The following is a 15,080-nucleotide window of genomic DNA, read 5'->3' as shown; positions in this document are numbered from 1 at the left end:
TTTCAGTCCTCCTCGTGGTCGTCGAGCTGGTCCAGGTGGCGCTCGAGGGCGTCCAGGCGGTCGGCCCACATCCGGCGGAACGGCGCCAGCCACTCCTCCAGCTCGCGGAGCCGCTCGGGACGCAGCCGGTAGTGACGGCGCGGTCCGTCGACGCGTACGTGGACCAGGTTCGCCTCACCCAGTGTCCGCAGGTGCTTGGACACGTTCGGCTGGGCGAGCCCGAGGGTCTCCACCAGCTCGCCCACCGCCATCTCGCGCTGGCAGAGCAGGTCGAGGATCTGCCGACGGGTCGGGTCGGCGATCACGCTGAAGACGTCGCGGGTGGGCACGGATCAAACATGCCTTAATCGGCATATTCCTGTCAAGGAATATCTTTTAGCCCACCAGATGATCGATGGCGAGCCAGAGCGCGAACAACGCGAACCCGCCGGCCAGCAGGCCCAGGCCCACCGAGGCGTATGCCTGGAGCGGTGGGGTCGACCGGACGCGTGGCGGAGCGGGCCACGGCGACGAGGGGATGGGCTGCTGGGTCGGGGATGGGGTGCCCGGAGTGGTGATCGGTCGGTGTTCGCCGGTCCCGAAGACGTCGTCCATGGTGGCGGGCCCGGTGTCGGGCAGGACATGCGGGTTCTCGGGGAGCGGTGCGGGAGCCAGCGACGGCGTCGCGCCTAACAAGGAGCTCAGCTTCTCGGCCTCAGCAGCCAGCGCCGCGTCCAGATGAGCGCGAGCCGGGTGACCGTACGGAAGCTCTTTGAGAATCTGGGCGTAGCGCTCGATCCGAGTCAGTGCCCGGGCGCGTCTGCTGCCGTTCTTGAGGCCCCAGGCGAGACACGCGAGCACCACGGCGAAGAGTCCCGAGACGATCGCGGCGCCCATGCTTCGGAGCGTAGTGGTCCTGCTCCGTTCCCGCTATCAGACCGCGATCGCGATCAGTGCGACCGCGGGCAGGACGGAGGCGGCGACGGTTCCGCGGATGCTGCCGCCGCGTGGGAGCCAGTAGCCGAGAGCGTCGGCGATCCCCATGAACAACGAGGCGAGCAGCATGTAGATGCAGGTGACGACCACGACGGTGATGCCGGTGGACTCGTCGCCGAAGTTCACCATCCAGAGGCCGACGAGCGTGCCGATGCCGGCGAGAGCGTTGCGGGCGCCGATGCAGAACGACCACAGGTGGACGTTGCGGATGCCGTTCGGCTCGATCCCGAGGAACCGCTGGACCTCGGGGCGGTGGATGAAGAAGGCCTCGAAGGGGAAGACGGCGATGAGGATCAGGGCGGAGATGCCGGCACTGAGCTGAGCGACTGCGTTCATGTGGGCCTGCTCGGGACGGGCCTCGGCGCGCGAGGCTGTGGAGATCGTGGAAGCAACACGCGTCCGGCGGAGCCCCGTGAACAGACGGTCGTCTGGACACCGGAGAGCGGTATGATAGTCAGTCTTACTGACTATATTGAGCAGGGTGCCGCACGCTGTCAAGGGGGTCAAGGGGGTCTAGGGGTTCGATGGACGTCGCAACGCTCATGCTCATCGCCTACCGGGCGATGGACGAACGGGTCATCTCCGCGATGCGGGACGCCGGCTACGACATCACCGTCGCGCAGGCCCGGCTCGCCCAGCGGATCGCCGAGGACGGCTCGCGCCTGGTCGATCTGGCCGAGCAGGCCCAGGTCACCAAGCAGACCGCGAGCGTGCTGGTCGCGGCGCTGGAGCGGGAAGGGCTCGTCGAGCGGGTCCCGGACCCGGTCGACGGTCGGGCGCGCCTGATCAGGTTCACGGCCGCCGGGCAGGACGCCGCTGACCGCGCTCGCGAGGTGGTGATGGGCGTCGAGCAGGAGTGGAACGATCATCTCGGCCCCCGCCTGGCCTCAGCCCTGCGGGAGGCGCTCACGTCGCTGCGCGAGCTCGTCGATCCGTACCGGTGAGGTCAGCCGATCGTGGCCGTCAGCAGGACGATCCCGACGATGTAGAGAACGACCGAGAGTACGCCGCCGGCGACCACGACGAGAACGGCGAGCTTCTTGCGGGCCAGGCGGACGACCCCCAGATGCCGAAGACGAGCCAGCAGATCCACGGGGTGAAGACCATCACCGCGACGCCGATGTTCATCATCGTGTAGTTGCAGGTCTCGAAGCACCCATCGCTGGCCATGATGGAGAACGCCCCGAAGAAGCTGGCCATGACGCTCGCGCCGAAGCCGAGCACGATCAGGACGATCGTCAGCACCACGTCGGCCGTCGAGCCACCGAACCCTGCCGTTGTTCTCGGTGTCGTCCCCGGTGGCGTCATCGCTGTCATGGTGCTCAGGATAGGGGTCGGAACGGGCCGCGTGAGTCTTCGAGAAACCGCGCCAGACGGGCAAATTGCTGGTAACTGGCAGACCGCAAGGGAGATACATTCCCTAAACAGGTTCACGGCGATTGCGCAAGGGGCCTAATACCTATCGTCTCGATATTTGGACCTATCACTCGTTTGAATTCCGTACGGCGGAACAAAGTGGTCTCGAACTTAGGAAACCCTTTGGTGCGGGCGCCAGAAAACGCTTCTGACGAACCCCTCCACCGCAAAGTCCGAGAGGTCAATGTCGTGGGCGCAGAGTCCGTAGTCACCCGGGTCGAGATGACCCCAGCAGAGTCCCAGGCCGCAGCCGAGCTGTCGGAGTCGTTGCTCGCCCGGTTCGAGAGCCCGGTCTCCTCGGAGTTCCTCGAGACCGCGCCGTTCCTCGGCGGTGAGCTTCCCGACAGCGTCGCCAAGGCGATCCGCGCATTCCGCTACGGCGATGCGACCGACGCCCTGGTGGTCAGTGGGCTTCCGGTGACCGCCGGCCCCACCCCGCCGCACTGGAACCACCCCGACGCCCAGGCGCCGCACATGGCCGACTTCTGGCTCGCGCTGATCATGGCTCAGCTCGGTGACGCCGTCTCCTGGTCCTCGCTGCAGGGTGGCCAGCTGGTCAACAACATCCTGCCGATCCAGAAGCAGGAGAGCCTGCAGACCGGGCACAGCAGCGACGTCGTGCTCGACCTGCACATCGAGGACGCGTTCAGCAACCTTCGCTGTGACCACCTCGGACTGATCGCTCTGCGCAACGAGGACATGATCCCGACCACCGCGGTCGGCATCAGCTCGATCGACGTGACCGGCCCTGAGTACGCTCCGCTGTTCGAGCCGCGCTACGTGATCCACCCCGACGACGAGCACCTGCGCAACCTCCGCGAGGCCGGCGTCAACGAGGCCGAGCTGCTCGCCGCGCCGACCGCGGTGCTCTCCGGCTCACCCCAGGCCCCCGACGTCCGTCTGGACCCGCCCTACATGGCGGCTCTGCCGGGCGACGTCGAGGCCGACCAGGCGCTCCAGCTGCTCATCATGGAGCTCTCCGCGAACGTCGAGGACGTCGCGCTCGCCCCGGGCGAGATCCTCATCGTCGACAACCACCGTGCGCTGCACGGCCGCAAGCCCTTCACGGCTCGCTACGACGGCACCGACCGTTGGCTCCGCCGCCTCACGACCGTCAAGGACCTGCGCCGCAGTCGGGTCGCTCGGTCCGAGGCCTCCTCGCGGATCATCGACCCGGTGCTCGAGCCTCTTCCCGCATCCCTTGAGCTCACAGGCGCTGGTCGCTGACGCTCGGGATCAAGGAGGCCGCAGGCGCGTTCCGCCTGCGGCCTCCATCTATTTCGTGACGCACACCGTGACAGGGATCAGGAATACTCGTTGGGGTGAACGTGAGGCGATGGGGCATGTGCGTGCTGGCCGTTGGGCTGGCCCTTGCGCTGGCCGGCTGCGGGGACGACAGCGAGCCGAAGAAGCCTGAGGCGGCGGCGTCGGAGGACACCTACCCCGTGTACGCCGCGACCATGGACCCCGTCGAGGCAGCCATGACGTTCGTCCCCGCCGGCGCCAAGACGCTGGCGGTGACCGATTACGCCGAGGTGAAGTCGCTCTTCGGGCTCGACGACATCACCGGCCGGTCGAGCCCCGCGGGCCAGAGTGACCTGTGGAACCGGGCCGACAAGGAAGCCGCCCAGGTCAGCGGTGGTCTGCTGCGTGGGGTCGACCAGCGCCTGCGCGACACCTACAAGTGGGGCGCGGCCGATGTGACCTGGGAGGCCAGGTTCACCGGCGGCGGCAAGGACGGGTACGTCATCAAGGTCTCCGACCGGGTCAAGCCGGAGAAGGCGATCAAGGCGGGCGTAGGCCCGCTGAAGGGCGCGAAGTTCGACCCGGAGACCCACCTGATCACCAAGAACACCGCGACCCCGGACGTGGAGAGCTGGGCTGCGCAGGAGGTGCTGGTCGCGGTCGCCGGAGGCCCCGCCACCTCGACGTACGTCGTCAACGGCTGCGCCGCGGGCGGGCCGAAGGAGAAGACCAGGCTGGCGCCGGTCGAGGCCTACTCGGTCGAGTTCGGCGGAGGGCTGGCCACCCTGCGTCTCGGTGAGGACCGTGACGACCTGTTCTACCGGCTGAAGCTGGGCGATCAGGTCGCGGCGTACAAGAAGGTCTTCACCAACGGTGTCGCGGATCCGGCCACGGGACGGATCGGGTTCCGGGTGACGAACCCGGTGACCGCCGCCACGCTCGTCACCAGCGAACCCGTCCCATTCGCGGTCTGCGACTAGGCCCCCGTACTCTGGGAGCTGCTATGGCCGCCCAGACGAGTCCCCCGCGAAGTATCTTCTCCCCCAGGTTGTGGGGTGCGCACGCGCTGGTGGTGATCTTCGTGACCGGGGCGGTGCTGCTCGGGGTGTGGCAGTACCAGTCGAGCCAGCAGGACAAGCAGGACCAGGTCGCGCAGCTGGTGCATGCGAAGCCGAAGGCGTTCACTGACCTGATCGGCCCCAACGACGCCTTCCCGTGGGAGCAGATCGGCCGCCCCGTGACCGTCTCCGGGATCTGGATGCCCGAGGAGACCATCTTCATCGACGGGATGGAGCGAGGCTCTCAGATCGGCTTCTGGGCCGTCACGCCGGTGCTCGTCGAGGACACCGAGTCGGCCGTCTACGTCGTGCGTGGCTGGACCCCCGAGGTCGGCACCGCGCCGCCCGCGCCGCGCGGTCACGTCACCGTCACCGGTTGGCTGCAGCCCAGCGACTGGACCGACGTCGCCGACGACCGCAAGTCCGACAACGTCTTCCCGCAGCTGGACGTCTCCGACCTGATCTCGCGCACCAGCTACGACCTCTACAGCGCCTACATGGTGCGCTCGCCGGTCGAGGACGACTGGCCGGCCAGCGCGATGCCGGTCAACGACGGCGCCACGGACGTCGCCGACGTGCCCGCCCCGCAGCTGCCCGAGCCGGAGGCCACGACCGGGCTGCGCAACCTCCTCTACGCGATCGAGTGGTGGCTGTTCGGCGTCTTCGCGATCTACGTGTGGTGGCGCTACGTGCGGGACACCCTGCGCCGACCCGACGACAGCGACGAGAGCGACGACGAGGACGGCGAGGACACGATGCCGACCCCTGAGAAAGCGCCTCAGGAAAGCCACGTACCCTCCAAGGCGTGAGTCTTTCCGGCAATCTGGCTGCCTATCGGATCATGGCCACCATCGTGGGTGTGCTGCTCGTCGTGCTGTGCCTCATCGGCCTGCCGCTCCACTACGGCTATCTGGTCAGCGATGCGGCGTGGCTGGCCAAGGACAGCGGCGCCGGCTGGCAGCTGGGTGCCGACATCTCGCAGTACCTCGGTGTCGCGCACGGCTGGCTCTACATGATCTTCCTGCTGACCGCGTTCCTGCTGTCACGCAAGGCGGCCTGGCCGATGCCCTTCACCATCGTCACCGCTCTGTGCGGCACCATCCCGGTGCTCAGCTTCTGGGCCGAGCACCGCGCCACCAAGCTGACGCGGGTCGCGATGGAGGCCTCAGCCGCCTGATCTCGACCCTCTGTGTGGGAGGATCGAGGAGTTACATCCCGTACCAATCCCAATGTCGGAAGGGCAGGTCATGGCTGACCAGAAGGCCATCCTCCACACCAATCACGGTGACATCACGATCACCTTGTTCCCCAACCATGCTCCGGAGACGGTCGCCAACTTCGTCGGCCTCGCAACGGGGACCAAGGAGTACACGGACGACGCCGGCCGCTCCGGTGTTCCCTACTACGACGGTCTCGGCTTCCACCGCGTCATCCCCGGCTTCATGATCCAGGGCGGCTGCCCGCTGGGCACCGGTACGGGCGGCCCGGGCTACACCTTCAAGGACGAGCCGCACCCCGAGCTCACCTTCGACAAGCCCTACCTGCTCGCGATGGCCAACGCCGGCCCCGGCACCAACGGCTCGCAGTTCTTCATCACCACCGGCCAGGCGCCGTGGCTGAACTTCAAGCACACCATCTTCGGTGAGGTCGCCGACGAGGAGTCGAAGAAGGCTGTCGACTCGATCTCCGGCACCAAGACCGGTGCGATGGACCGCCCGGTCGAGCCCGTCGTCATCGAGACGCTCGAGATCGTCTAGTTGTCCGACTCGACACCGGTCGGGGTGCCGGTCTGCTACCGCCACCCCGACCGTGAGACCCACATCAGCTGTCAGCGCTGTGGGCGTCCCATCTGCCCTGACTGCATGGCCAGCGCCTCCGTGGGCTTCCAGTGCCCCGAGTGCGTGAAGGAAGGCCACAAGTCCGTACGCCAGCCCAAGCGCTTCACCGGCGCGCGGGTGAGCTTCCGGGCGCTCCCGGTGACCTTGTCGCTCATCGGCGTCAACGTCCTGGTCTGGCTGAGCATCATCCTGACCGGTGGATCCGGGTCGAGGATCGCCGACTTCTTGGCGATCCGGTTGCAGGGCTACTGCCTCACGCCTGACGGTGGGTTCGCGGTGCCGAACGACGTCTGCCGGGCGAGCGGCTACACCTGGATGCCAGGTGTCGACGACGGCGCGTTCTGGCAGCTGCTGACCTCGACGTTCACCCACGTCTCGCTCATCCACCTGGCTGTGAACATGCTGTCGCTCTACATGCTCGGCTCGTTCCTCGAGCCGATCGTCGGCCGGCTGCGGTTCCTGGTCTTCTACCTGATCTCCGGCCTGGCGGGCTCCGCCCTGGTGGTCTGGGCGTCGGCACCGGCCGGTTCGACCGTCGGCGCCTCGGGCGCCATCTTCGGTCTCCTGGGTGTCCTGGTGGTGCTCTTCGTCAGGGCCGGCCAGTCGCTCTCTCCGCTGCTGCCGGTGCTCCTGATCAACGCGGGCATCACCTTCTTCGGCAACGGCATCTCCTGGCAGGGCCACGTCGGTGGCTTCATCGGAGGTCTCGTCGTCGCGGGCATCTTCACCTCGCTCCGGGCCGACCGGAAGGCGCCGTTGCAATGGGCTGCTCTGGGTGGCTTCGCGTTGGTGCTGCTTGCCCTGATCGGCGTACGGATCGCGCTGTTCTGACGCCTTCGAGGTAGGTGTTTTCGGGGCGTTTTCACGTCGTGGACAAATCCACAGGTGTGGATGGGCCTGTGGAGAACTACACCCGTGTAACGCAAAGCGGCGCAAACCAAAGGTTTGCGCCGCTTTCGAGGTCTACCGAGAGGGTCACTCCCACTTCGTGGCGAAGGTGAAGCCCACCGCCATGAAACCGATGCCGACCAGGAGGTTCTTCTGACCCAGGTCGTTGAAGACCCAGATCTTGTCCAGGTGGTCGTTGGCGAAGATGTAGAAGACGCAGATCCAGATCAGGCCGATGACGAAGCAGCCGAGCATGCCGACGACGACGCCGCGACCGCGGCCCAGTGGGGTCTTCGGGTGGGCAGAGACGGCCAGGCCCAGGAAGAGCAGGACGAAGCCGATCAGGTAGTTCCAGTCCTCGAGCTTCTGCATGAACTTCGGCCCGGTGAAGTCGCCACCGACCTCGTTGGGGCGAACCCCGATGTAGTAGTAGGCGATCCAGCCGATGCCGAGGGCGATCAGCAACAGGGCGACCCCGAAGCGGGGAGTCAAGAGTGGCTCCTTGGGAAGGTCGAGATCACTCTTCTTCGAGAGCTTGAGCTTGGCCACGGGTGATGCTCCTCAGACAAATGTGATTGCTGCGCATACCCTAATGGTCGTGAGCTCCGGAACCCAGGGTAACCCCACCTCTAAACCAAAGCGCTGGTCCCGCCTGACCTCGTGGAGGGTCGGTACGCCCGTCGTGGTGCTGCTCTGTGGCGGCCTGCTGGCGGTGAGCTTCGTGAACGCCGACGGCACCGACCTGCGTCCGGGACGCTACGAGGACCTGGCGACCCTGGTCGACGGGGAGAGGATCCGCTACAACCGCCTCGAGGCCCAGCTGGCCGACCTGCAGAGCCAGGTGGACCATCTCACCAGCGGCGTCACCGACAAGGACGTCAAGAAGCTCCAGCACCAGTCCGCGCGGCTCGCCGACCCGGCCGGCACCTCCGACCACAGCGGCGCGGGCATGCAGATCGTCCTGGGCGACGCGCCCTCGGAGGTCCAGGAGAGCTACACAGGAGACGACCCCAACTCGCTCGTCGTGCACCAGCAGGACATCCAGGCAGTCGTGAACGCGCTCTGGGCCGGTGGCGCCGAGGCGATCACGATCGCCGGCAAGCGGATCATCACCACCACCGGCATCAAGTGCTCCGGCAGCACGGTGCAGCTCGACGGCGTCCCCTACCCCCAGCCGTACGTCATCGAGGCGGTCGGTGACCCCGACCGGCTGCAGGCCGCGATCGACCGCGACAACCACGTGCAGAACTACCAGGCCGACGCCCTCGACCCCAACGTCCAGATCGGCTGGTCCCTCAAGCCGCTGACCTACCTGACCGCTCCGGCCTACGACGGCCTGCTCGACGTGAAATACGCGAAGCCCCTGCCTCAGGAGGACTGAGACAGGGGCTTCGGCGAGGGCCCGGGCTACGGAGCCGCCGGGGCGCTCGGGGGGAGCGCCGGGTCACACGTCGGCGGGTCGCCCGGGTCGGCGGTCTGAGTGGCCGACGCCGACGGGTTGGCCGGGTCCGTCCCGGGGACGAGCGTCTGACAGCTCGGCAGGGCCTCCTCCTTCGTCGAGACGAAGATGATCACCTGGCCGTCCTGCGCGAGCGGAGTGCCCTTGGCCGGCGTCTGCTCGACGACGGTGTCCTTGGGCTTGTCCGTGTTGGGCTCGTCCTTGCGGACCGGTGTGAAGCCGGCGTTGCGGAGGATCTCCTCCGCCTGCTCGGCCGTCTTGCCGACGACGTTGGGGACCTTGTTCGGGCCCTTGGAGACGGTGAGAGTGACGACGGTCGACTTGCCGGTGGTGACGCTCTCTCCGTCGACCGGGTCGGATTCGATCACGGTGCCCTTGGCCTCGTCTGACTCCTCCGTCTCGACCTTGACCGTGAAGTTGTAGGGGTCCCCCTCGAGGAGCTCCTTGGCCGTCTTCTGCGGAGACCCGATCACGTTGGGCATCTCCCGGTTGGGTGGACCGGTGGAGACCGTCAGGGTGACGGTGCTGCCCTCCTCGACGTCCTGACCGGCGGACGGGTCCTGGGAGATCACGACGCCGACCGCGACGGTGTCGCTCGGCTCCCGCTTGACCTCAACCTTCAGCTTGGCCGCGCTCAGCTCGGTCCTCGCCTTTTGCTCGGTCAGACCGGTGACGTCGGGTGCGGGCGTGGTCTGCGGGCCGAGGGCCGCAGGCAGGTAGTAGGCACCCAGTCCGATGAGGCCGATGATGACCAGACCGAGCAGTACGAGCACCCATGGGCGAGGGCCCTGGGGCTGGTCGTCCTGAGGCGGGTAGTAGCCACCGTTGGTGGGATCGCCGTCATAGGGGCCGACCGCGCGGTTCTGGGCGACCTGGGTCTGGTCGAAGCTCGGCGGCACCGTCGCCTGGACCGGACGCCCGGCGAGGTAGCGCTCGATGTCGGTGCGCATCGCCTGCGCGGACTGGTAGCGATCCTCGACCCGCTTGGCCAGCGACTTCATCACGATCGCATCGAGCTCGCGGGTCAGCGTCGGGTCGTGGGCCGAGGGAGGCTGGGCCTGCTCGCGGACGTGCTGATAGGCCACCGAGACCGGCGAGTCGCCGACGAACGGCGGACGACCGGTGAGCAGCTCGTAGAGGAGGCAGCCGGCCGAGTAGACGTCAGACCGGGCGTCGACCTGCTCGCCACGGGCCTGCTCGGGGCTGAGGTATTGCGCGGTCCCGACCACCGCCGCGGTCTGGGTCATCGTGGACTGGGCGTCGTTGAGCGCCCGGGCGATGCCGAAGTCCATCACCTTCACGTCACCGGCCGGCGTCAGCATGACGTTGCCCGGCTTGATGTCGCGGTGGATGATCCCGTTGCGGTGGCTGTAGTCGAGCGCGTTGAGTACGTCGGAGCTGATCTCCAGCGCCCGCTCGGGCAGGATCTTGCGACCTTCACGGAGTACGTCGCGCAGCGTGCGGCCGGCGACGTACTCCATCACGATGTAGGGCTGGGCGACGCCGTCGTCGGACTTCTCCTCGCCGGTGTCGTAGACCGACACGATCGAGGGGTGGTTGAGCTTGGCCGAGGACTGCGCCTCGCGCCGGAAGCGCGCCTGGAAGGTCGCGTCGCTGGCGAGATCGACCCGCAGCCGCTTGATCGCGACCACGCGGCCGAGTCGGTGGTCGGTGCCCTTTCGGACCTCCGCCATGCCGCCTCGGCCGAGGAGCTCGCCGACCTCGTAGCGACCGGCGAGGAGAGCTCCCTCAGCCATTGCCGCCCCCGTTGCCGTTGCCATTGCCGTTGGTGTTCTCGTCGCCCGGGAGCTCGGGGAAGACCCAGCCGTCGGAGGACTCTCCGTCGGTCGGCTCCTCCTCGTCGCTCTCTTCCTCGTCGGGCTCCTCGGCGGGAGGCTGCTCGACCACGGGGCGCTCGCCGTAGTAGCGGATGGTGATCGGGTCGCCCTCGTAGAGGTTGCGGGTCGGGTCGAGGCCGGAGACCGTGTCGGGCTCGTAGCTGCCGTCGTTGTCCTGGACCGCCACCTTGGGGGTCAGCCCCAGATCCTGGAGCTCTCGGCGTACGTCATCGACGTTGCGGCCGACGTAGTCGTCCTCGTTGATCTCGACGGCCTTCGGCTCCTCCTCAGCCTCCTCCGAAGGAGTGGGCTTCGCGGAGGCCGAAGGGGTGGTGGACGTGTCGTTGGCCGGAGGGGTCTTCGGATCCGCGGCGAGGGTCGAGATGATCCAGATGACCGCGATGATCACGGCCACGAGCATCAGGATGACGACGATGTTGAACGGCTTCTTGTACCAGGGCTTCTGCTCGTCGTCCTCGTCGTAACGGTCGTAGGGGTCCTGGTAGCGAGGCGGCGGCGGGCCCTCGGGGCCACCGGCAGCGCCCTGCATGCCGACATAGTTCTGAGTGGGCGATGGCACCGGGTCCATGACCGACGTGGCGGTCGCGTCGCCGGGCACCGCGGCGGCGACGACGGTGGCATCGGCGTCCGGGTCGGCGGCGCCGTGACCGACCATCGCGCTGGTGAACGCGGCCGCGTCGGCGTAGCGGAGGGTCGGGTCCTTCTGGAGGCTCCTCATCACGATCGCGGCCAGATCGGCCGGGACGTGGTCGGGCAGCGGTGGGACCGGGTCGTGCAGGTGGGCGATCGCGGTCGCGACCGGGGTCTCCTTCTGGAACGGCCGGTAGCCGGCCAGGCACTCGAAGGCGACCACACCGAGGGAGTAGACGTCGGAGGCCGGCGTGGCCTTCTCGCCACGGGCCTGCTCGGGGCTGAGGTACTGCGGCGTGCCCATCACCTGGCCGGTGCCGGTGATCCCGGTCGAGGCCTGCGCACGGGCGATGCCGAAGTCGGTGACCTTCACCTTGCGCTGCGGGGTGATCAGGAGGTTGGCGGGCTTCACGTCACGGTGCACGATGCCGGCCCGGTGGGCGGCGGCCAGCGCGTCGCCGGCCTGACCGAGCAGGTCGCGGACGACCTCGGGGGCCAGGGGCCGCCCATCACGGATGAGCTCCGAGAGCGGCTTGTGGTCGACGAGCTCCATCACCAGGAACGGCCGCATCAGGCCGGAGGCGGTCGGCATCTCGCCGACGTCGTAGACGGCCACCACGTTGGGGTGGTGGAGCGCCGCGGCGTGCTTCGCCTCGGACTCGAACCGGGAGCGCCCGATCGGGTCCTCGGCGTGCTCGGGCTTGAGGAGCTTGATCGCGACCTCGCGGTTGAGGGTCGTGTCGGTCGCCCGCCACACCTCGCCCATCCCGCCGGTGCCGATGAGCTCGTGGAATACGTAACGACTCATGAGATCGCTGCCTCCATCATGGCCTTCGCGATTGGGCCGCCCAGCCGTCCGCCGGCGATTTCGCTGCGTTCGGTGCCGCTCTTCTGGACCATCACAGCAACCGCGATGGACGGGTTCTCCGCCGGGGCGAACGAGGTGAACCAGGCGTACGGCGGCTTGTCCGGCGTGGTCTGCGCGGTGCCGGTCTTGCCGGCGACGCTCACACCGTCGATCGATGCCGCCTCGGCGGTGCCGTTCTCGACGGTGCTGACCATCATGTCGGTCAGGATCTCGGCGGTGTCCTGCGAGACTGCGGGCTGGTTGTCGATCGTGGTCGGGTTGCCCTGGTCGATGACGTCGAGCGAGGAGGAGGTGACCCGGTCGACGAGGTAGGGCTTCATGACCTCGCCACCGTTGGCGATGCCCGCTGAGACCATCGCCATCTGCAGCGGGGTCGCGATCACGTCCTGCTGGCCGATGGCGGCACGGGCCTGCTTGGCCTTGTCGCCACCGTTGTCGGGGTACTGGCTGATCGCCAGAGGGCCGATGTCGTCGAGGTAGTCCTGGCCGAACCCGAACCCCTCGGCCTGGTCCTGCATCTCCTCGTCGGAGAGCTCCATACCGAGAGAACCGAAGGCGGTGTTGCACGAGACCTCGAGAGCGCGGGTGAGCGTGATCTCCTCGCCGCCGCAGCTGGTGCCGTTGAGGTTGGGCAGGTCGGTGTCGGTGCCGGGCAGGTCGAGCGAGGCGCCGCCGTAGACCATGCTGTCACCGTCCATGCCGAGGTTCTCGATCGCGGCCGCGGCGGTGACCAGCTTGAAGGTCGAGCCCGGCGGCAGGGCCGTCTGGATGGAGCGGTTGAGCAGCGGCTCGGCGTCGTCCTTCGAGAGCTGGTTGTAGGACTTCTGCGCCTCGCCGATGTCGTTGTTCGCCAACCGATCCGGGTTGTAGGTCGGCGTGGTGGCCATGGCCAGGACTCGGCCGGTCTTCGGCTCGATCGCCACGGCCGCGGCCTGGACGTCCTCGCCGAGAGCGGTCAGGCCCTCGTACGCAGCGTCCTGGACCTTCGGGTCGATGGTGAGCTCGACGTTGCCACCGGCCGGCTCCGAGTTGGTGACCAGGTCGACGAGCCGGTTGGTGAAGAGCTTGTTGTCCTTGCCCGACAGGACCGAGTCCTGGGAGCGCTCGATCCCGGTCTGGCCGTAGGAGTAAGACATGAAACCCGTGATCGCGGCGTACTTCTTGCCGCCGGGGTAGGTGCGCTGCCACTCGAACTTGCCGTCGCTCGGCACGCTGGTCGCGACCGCCTTCTTGCCGACCAGGATGTCTCCGCGCTGCTGCGAGTAGGCCGCCTCGGTGACCCGGCGGTTGTCAGCGCGGTCGTTGTACCAGTTGGCCTTGAAGAACTGGACGTACGTCAGGTTCAGCATCAGCGCCACGAACAGGATCAGGCAGCCGACACTCAGTGTGCGGATGGGGCGGTTCACTTGTTCATCGCCCCTTTGTCGAGCTTGACGATCTGGGTCTCCTCAGCGGCGAGATCTTCATCGGACGGCGCCGTCGGCAGTGGGCGGCGGGACTGGTCCGAGACGCGCAACAGCAGGGCGACGATCACCCAGTTGGCGACCAGCGAAGATCCACCATACGAGAGGAACGGTGTGGTCAGACCAGTCAGCGGGATGAGCCCGGTCACGCCGCCGACGACCACGAAGGTCTGCAGCGCGACCGAGGTGGCCAGGCCGACGGCGAGCAGCTTGCCGAAGTCGTCGCGGGCCACGATCGCCGTGCGCAGGCCGCGCTCGACGATCAGGCCGTAGCAGAGCAGCAGAGCCAGGAGCGCGGTCAGACCGAGCTCCTCGCCGATCGCCGGGATGATGAAGTCTGAGTTGGCGTAGGGGATCCGCCAGGGCTCGCCGGAGCCGAAGCCGCGGCCGATCATGCCGCCCCAGGCCATCCCGAACAGGCCCTGGACGAGCTGCTCGGAGGAGGTGCCGTTGAGCGGCTCGGGGTAGTAGTCGAACGGGTTGAGCCAGGTCAGCACCCGGACACGGACGTGGCTGAAGAGGCTGATCGCGGCGAAGACTCCGCCGGCGAAGAGCACGCCGCCGACGACGATCCAGCCCTTGCGCTCGGTCGCTACGTAGAGGGTCACCACGAAGAGGCCGTAGAAGAGCAGGCTGGAGCCGAGGTCGCGCTGCAGCACCAGGATCGCGAGGCTGATCACCCACATCATCAGCAGCGGGCCGAGATCGCGGCCACGGGGCAGGTCGATGCCGGCGAACCGGCGTCCGGCCAGCGCGAGGGCGTCGCGGTGGACCGCCAGATAGCCGGCGAAGCAGATCACCAGCAGCACCTTGGCGACCTCGCCGGGCTGGAAGCTGACCGGCCCGAGGTTGATCCAGATCCGGGCGCCGTTGATCTGCTTACCGATGATCGGGAGCATCGGCAGGATCAGCATGACCACCGCGCCGAGGCCGGCGGTGTAGGTGAACCGCTGCAGCATCCGGTGGTCGGGCACGACGAAGAGCGTGATCAGGAACAGCACCACGCCGATCGTCATCCAGATCAGCTGCTGGCGGGCGAAGGCGTCGGTCTCGCTCGCCCCCGCGGCCAGGTCGAGCCGGTGGATCACCGCCAGGCCGAACCCGTTGAGCATCGCCACCAGCGGAAGCAGCACGGGGTCTGCGTAGGGAGCCAGCAGACGTACGCCGATGTGGGCCGCCACCAGCAGCGCGACCAGCCAGGTGCCGTAGCCGACGATGTCGACCGGGATCTTCTCCTGCACCCCGAGGCCGACCGCGGCGTAGGCCCCGATCCCGACCGCGAGGGCCAGGATCAGCAGGACCAGCTCCGCTCCCCGCCGTGACCGGTGGACGAAGACGGGCATGGAGCTCGCCGGGGTGAAACCGCTCATGCCGCCACCTC

At 67.7% G+C, this 15,080-nt stretch carries 17 protein-coding genes; 8 read left to right on the top strand and 9 right to left on the bottom strand.

Features of this window, described 5'->3' with window-relative positions:
- Positions 1–2: 2 nt before the first annotated feature.
- From ACFV9G_RS04010 to ACFV9G_RS04000, 3 genes are read right to left on the bottom strand one after another with little or no spacing between them, the layout of a single operon-like run.
- A complete protein-coding gene (locus ACFV9G_RS04010) occupies positions 3–329 on the bottom strand; it encodes an ArsR/SmtB family transcription factor (protein WP_378725088.1) in 327 nt (108 codons plus the stop codon).
- 46 nt (positions 330–375) lie between these two features.
- A complete protein-coding gene (locus tag ACFV9G_RS04005; protein WP_378725087.1) occupies positions 376–876 on the bottom strand; it encodes a hypothetical protein in 501 nt (166 codons plus the stop codon).
- A 36-nt stretch (positions 877–912) separates the two neighbouring features.
- On the bottom strand, positions 913–1,311 hold the full coding sequence (locus ACFV9G_RS04000; protein ID WP_378725085.1) for a DUF1304 family protein: 399 nt from the start codon (positions 1,309–1,311) through the stop codon (positions 913–915).
- A 188-nt stretch (positions 1,312–1,499) separates the two neighbouring features.
- On the opposite strand from ACFV9G_RS04000, the gene ACFV9G_RS03995 reads away from it, so the two are divergent.
- The gene (locus ACFV9G_RS03995; protein ID WP_378725083.1) at positions 1,500–1,919 is read left to right on the top strand and encodes a MarR family winged helix-turn-helix transcriptional regulator; all 420 of its coding nucleotides are present in this window, start codon (positions 1,500–1,502) and stop codon (positions 1,917–1,919) included.
- 19 nt (positions 1,920–1,938) lie between these two features.
- Here the strand turns inward: ACFV9G_RS03995 and ACFV9G_RS03990 are convergent, their stop codons facing one another.
- Complete coding sequence (locus ACFV9G_RS03990) at positions 1,939–2,292, bottom strand: hypothetical protein (protein WP_378725081.1); 354 nt, start codon at positions 2,290–2,292, stop codon at positions 1,939–1,941.
- Positions 2,293–2,580: 288 nt separating this feature from the next.
- On the opposite strand from ACFV9G_RS03990, the gene ACFV9G_RS03985 reads away from it, so the two are divergent.
- The 6 genes from ACFV9G_RS03985 (at position 2,581) to ACFV9G_RS03960 (ending at position 7,363) form a co-directional block, all read left to right on the top strand.
- Positions 2,581–3,618 (top strand): TauD/TfdA family dioxygenase, encoded by a 1,038-nt coding sequence (locus tag ACFV9G_RS03985; protein WP_378725079.1) that lies wholly within the window; start codon positions 2,581–2,583, stop codon positions 3,616–3,618.
- Between the two features lie 95 nt (positions 3,619–3,713).
- Positions 3,714–4,616 (top strand): hypothetical protein, encoded by a 903-nt coding sequence (locus ACFV9G_RS03980; RefSeq protein WP_378725077.1) that lies wholly within the window; start codon positions 3,714–3,716, stop codon positions 4,614–4,616.
- Between the two features lie 23 nt (positions 4,617–4,639).
- Positions 4,640–5,503, top strand: a complete 864-nt coding sequence (locus tag ACFV9G_RS03975; protein WP_378725075.1) for an SURF1 family protein — start codon at positions 4,640–4,642, stop codon at positions 5,501–5,503.
- Complete coding sequence (locus ACFV9G_RS03970) at positions 5,500–5,871, top strand: DUF3817 domain-containing protein (protein ID WP_378725073.1); 372 nt, start codon at positions 5,500–5,502, stop codon at positions 5,869–5,871. Before ACFV9G_RS03975 ends, ACFV9G_RS03970 begins: the two co-directional genes overlap by 4 nt.
- Positions 5,872–5,941: 70 nt before the next feature.
- On the top strand, positions 5,942–6,451 hold the full coding sequence (locus tag ACFV9G_RS03965; protein WP_350665260.1) for a peptidylprolyl isomerase: 510 nt from the start codon (positions 5,942–5,944) through the stop codon (positions 6,449–6,451).
- Positions 6,452–6,556: 105 nt separating this feature from the next.
- Positions 6,557–7,363: a rhomboid family intramembrane serine protease gene (locus ACFV9G_RS03960; protein ID WP_378725071.1), complete on the top strand. Its 807-nt coding sequence runs from the start codon at positions 6,557–6,559 to the stop codon at positions 7,361–7,363.
- 144 nt (positions 7,364–7,507) lie between these two features.
- Here ACFV9G_RS03960 and ACFV9G_RS03955 read toward each other — a convergent pair whose 3' ends face one another.
- Positions 7,508–7,969, bottom strand: a complete 462-nt coding sequence (locus ACFV9G_RS03955) for a cell division protein CrgA (RefSeq protein WP_378725069.1) — start codon at positions 7,967–7,969, stop codon at positions 7,508–7,510.
- A 43-nt stretch (positions 7,970–8,012) separates the two neighbouring features.
- Here ACFV9G_RS03955 and ACFV9G_RS03950 point away from each other — a divergent pair, with 43 nt between their 5' ends.
- Positions 8,013–8,801, top strand: coding sequence for a DUF881 domain-containing protein (locus tag ACFV9G_RS03950; protein WP_378725067.1), 789 nt, complete (start codon positions 8,013–8,015; stop codon positions 8,799–8,801).
- Between the two features lie 26 nt (positions 8,802–8,827).
- Here the strand turns inward: ACFV9G_RS03950 and pknB are convergent, their stop codons facing one another.
- From pknB to ACFV9G_RS03930, 4 genes are read right to left on the bottom strand one after another with little or no spacing between them, the layout of a single operon-like run.
- Complete coding sequence (pknB, locus tag ACFV9G_RS03945; RefSeq protein WP_378725066.1) at positions 8,828–10,636, bottom strand: Stk1 family PASTA domain-containing Ser/Thr kinase; 1,809 nt, start codon at positions 10,634–10,636, stop codon at positions 8,828–8,830.
- Complete coding sequence (locus ACFV9G_RS03940; protein ID WP_378725064.1) at positions 10,629–12,176, bottom strand: protein kinase; 1,548 nt, start codon at positions 12,174–12,176, stop codon at positions 10,629–10,631. Before ACFV9G_RS03940 ends, pknB begins: the two co-directional genes overlap by 8 nt.
- The gene (locus tag ACFV9G_RS03935) at positions 12,173–13,642 is read right to left on the bottom strand and encodes a peptidoglycan D,D-transpeptidase FtsI family protein (protein ID WP_378725062.1); all 1,470 of its coding nucleotides are present in this window, start codon (positions 13,640–13,642) and stop codon (positions 12,173–12,175) included. Before ACFV9G_RS03935 ends, ACFV9G_RS03940 begins: the two co-directional genes overlap by 4 nt.
- Complete coding sequence (locus tag ACFV9G_RS03930) at positions 13,639–15,069, bottom strand: FtsW/RodA/SpoVE family cell cycle protein (protein ID WP_378725060.1); 1,431 nt, start codon at positions 15,067–15,069, stop codon at positions 13,639–13,641. Before ACFV9G_RS03930 ends, ACFV9G_RS03935 begins: the two co-directional genes overlap by 4 nt.
- Positions 15,070–15,080: the final 11 nt, after the last annotated feature.

This window comes from Nocardioides sp. NPDC059952, assembly GCF_042730435.1.
Taxonomy (GTDB): domain Bacteria; phylum Actinomycetota; class Actinomycetes; order Propionibacteriales; family Nocardioidaceae; genus Nocardioides.
This window is presented reverse-complemented; position numbering and strand designations above follow the sequence as displayed.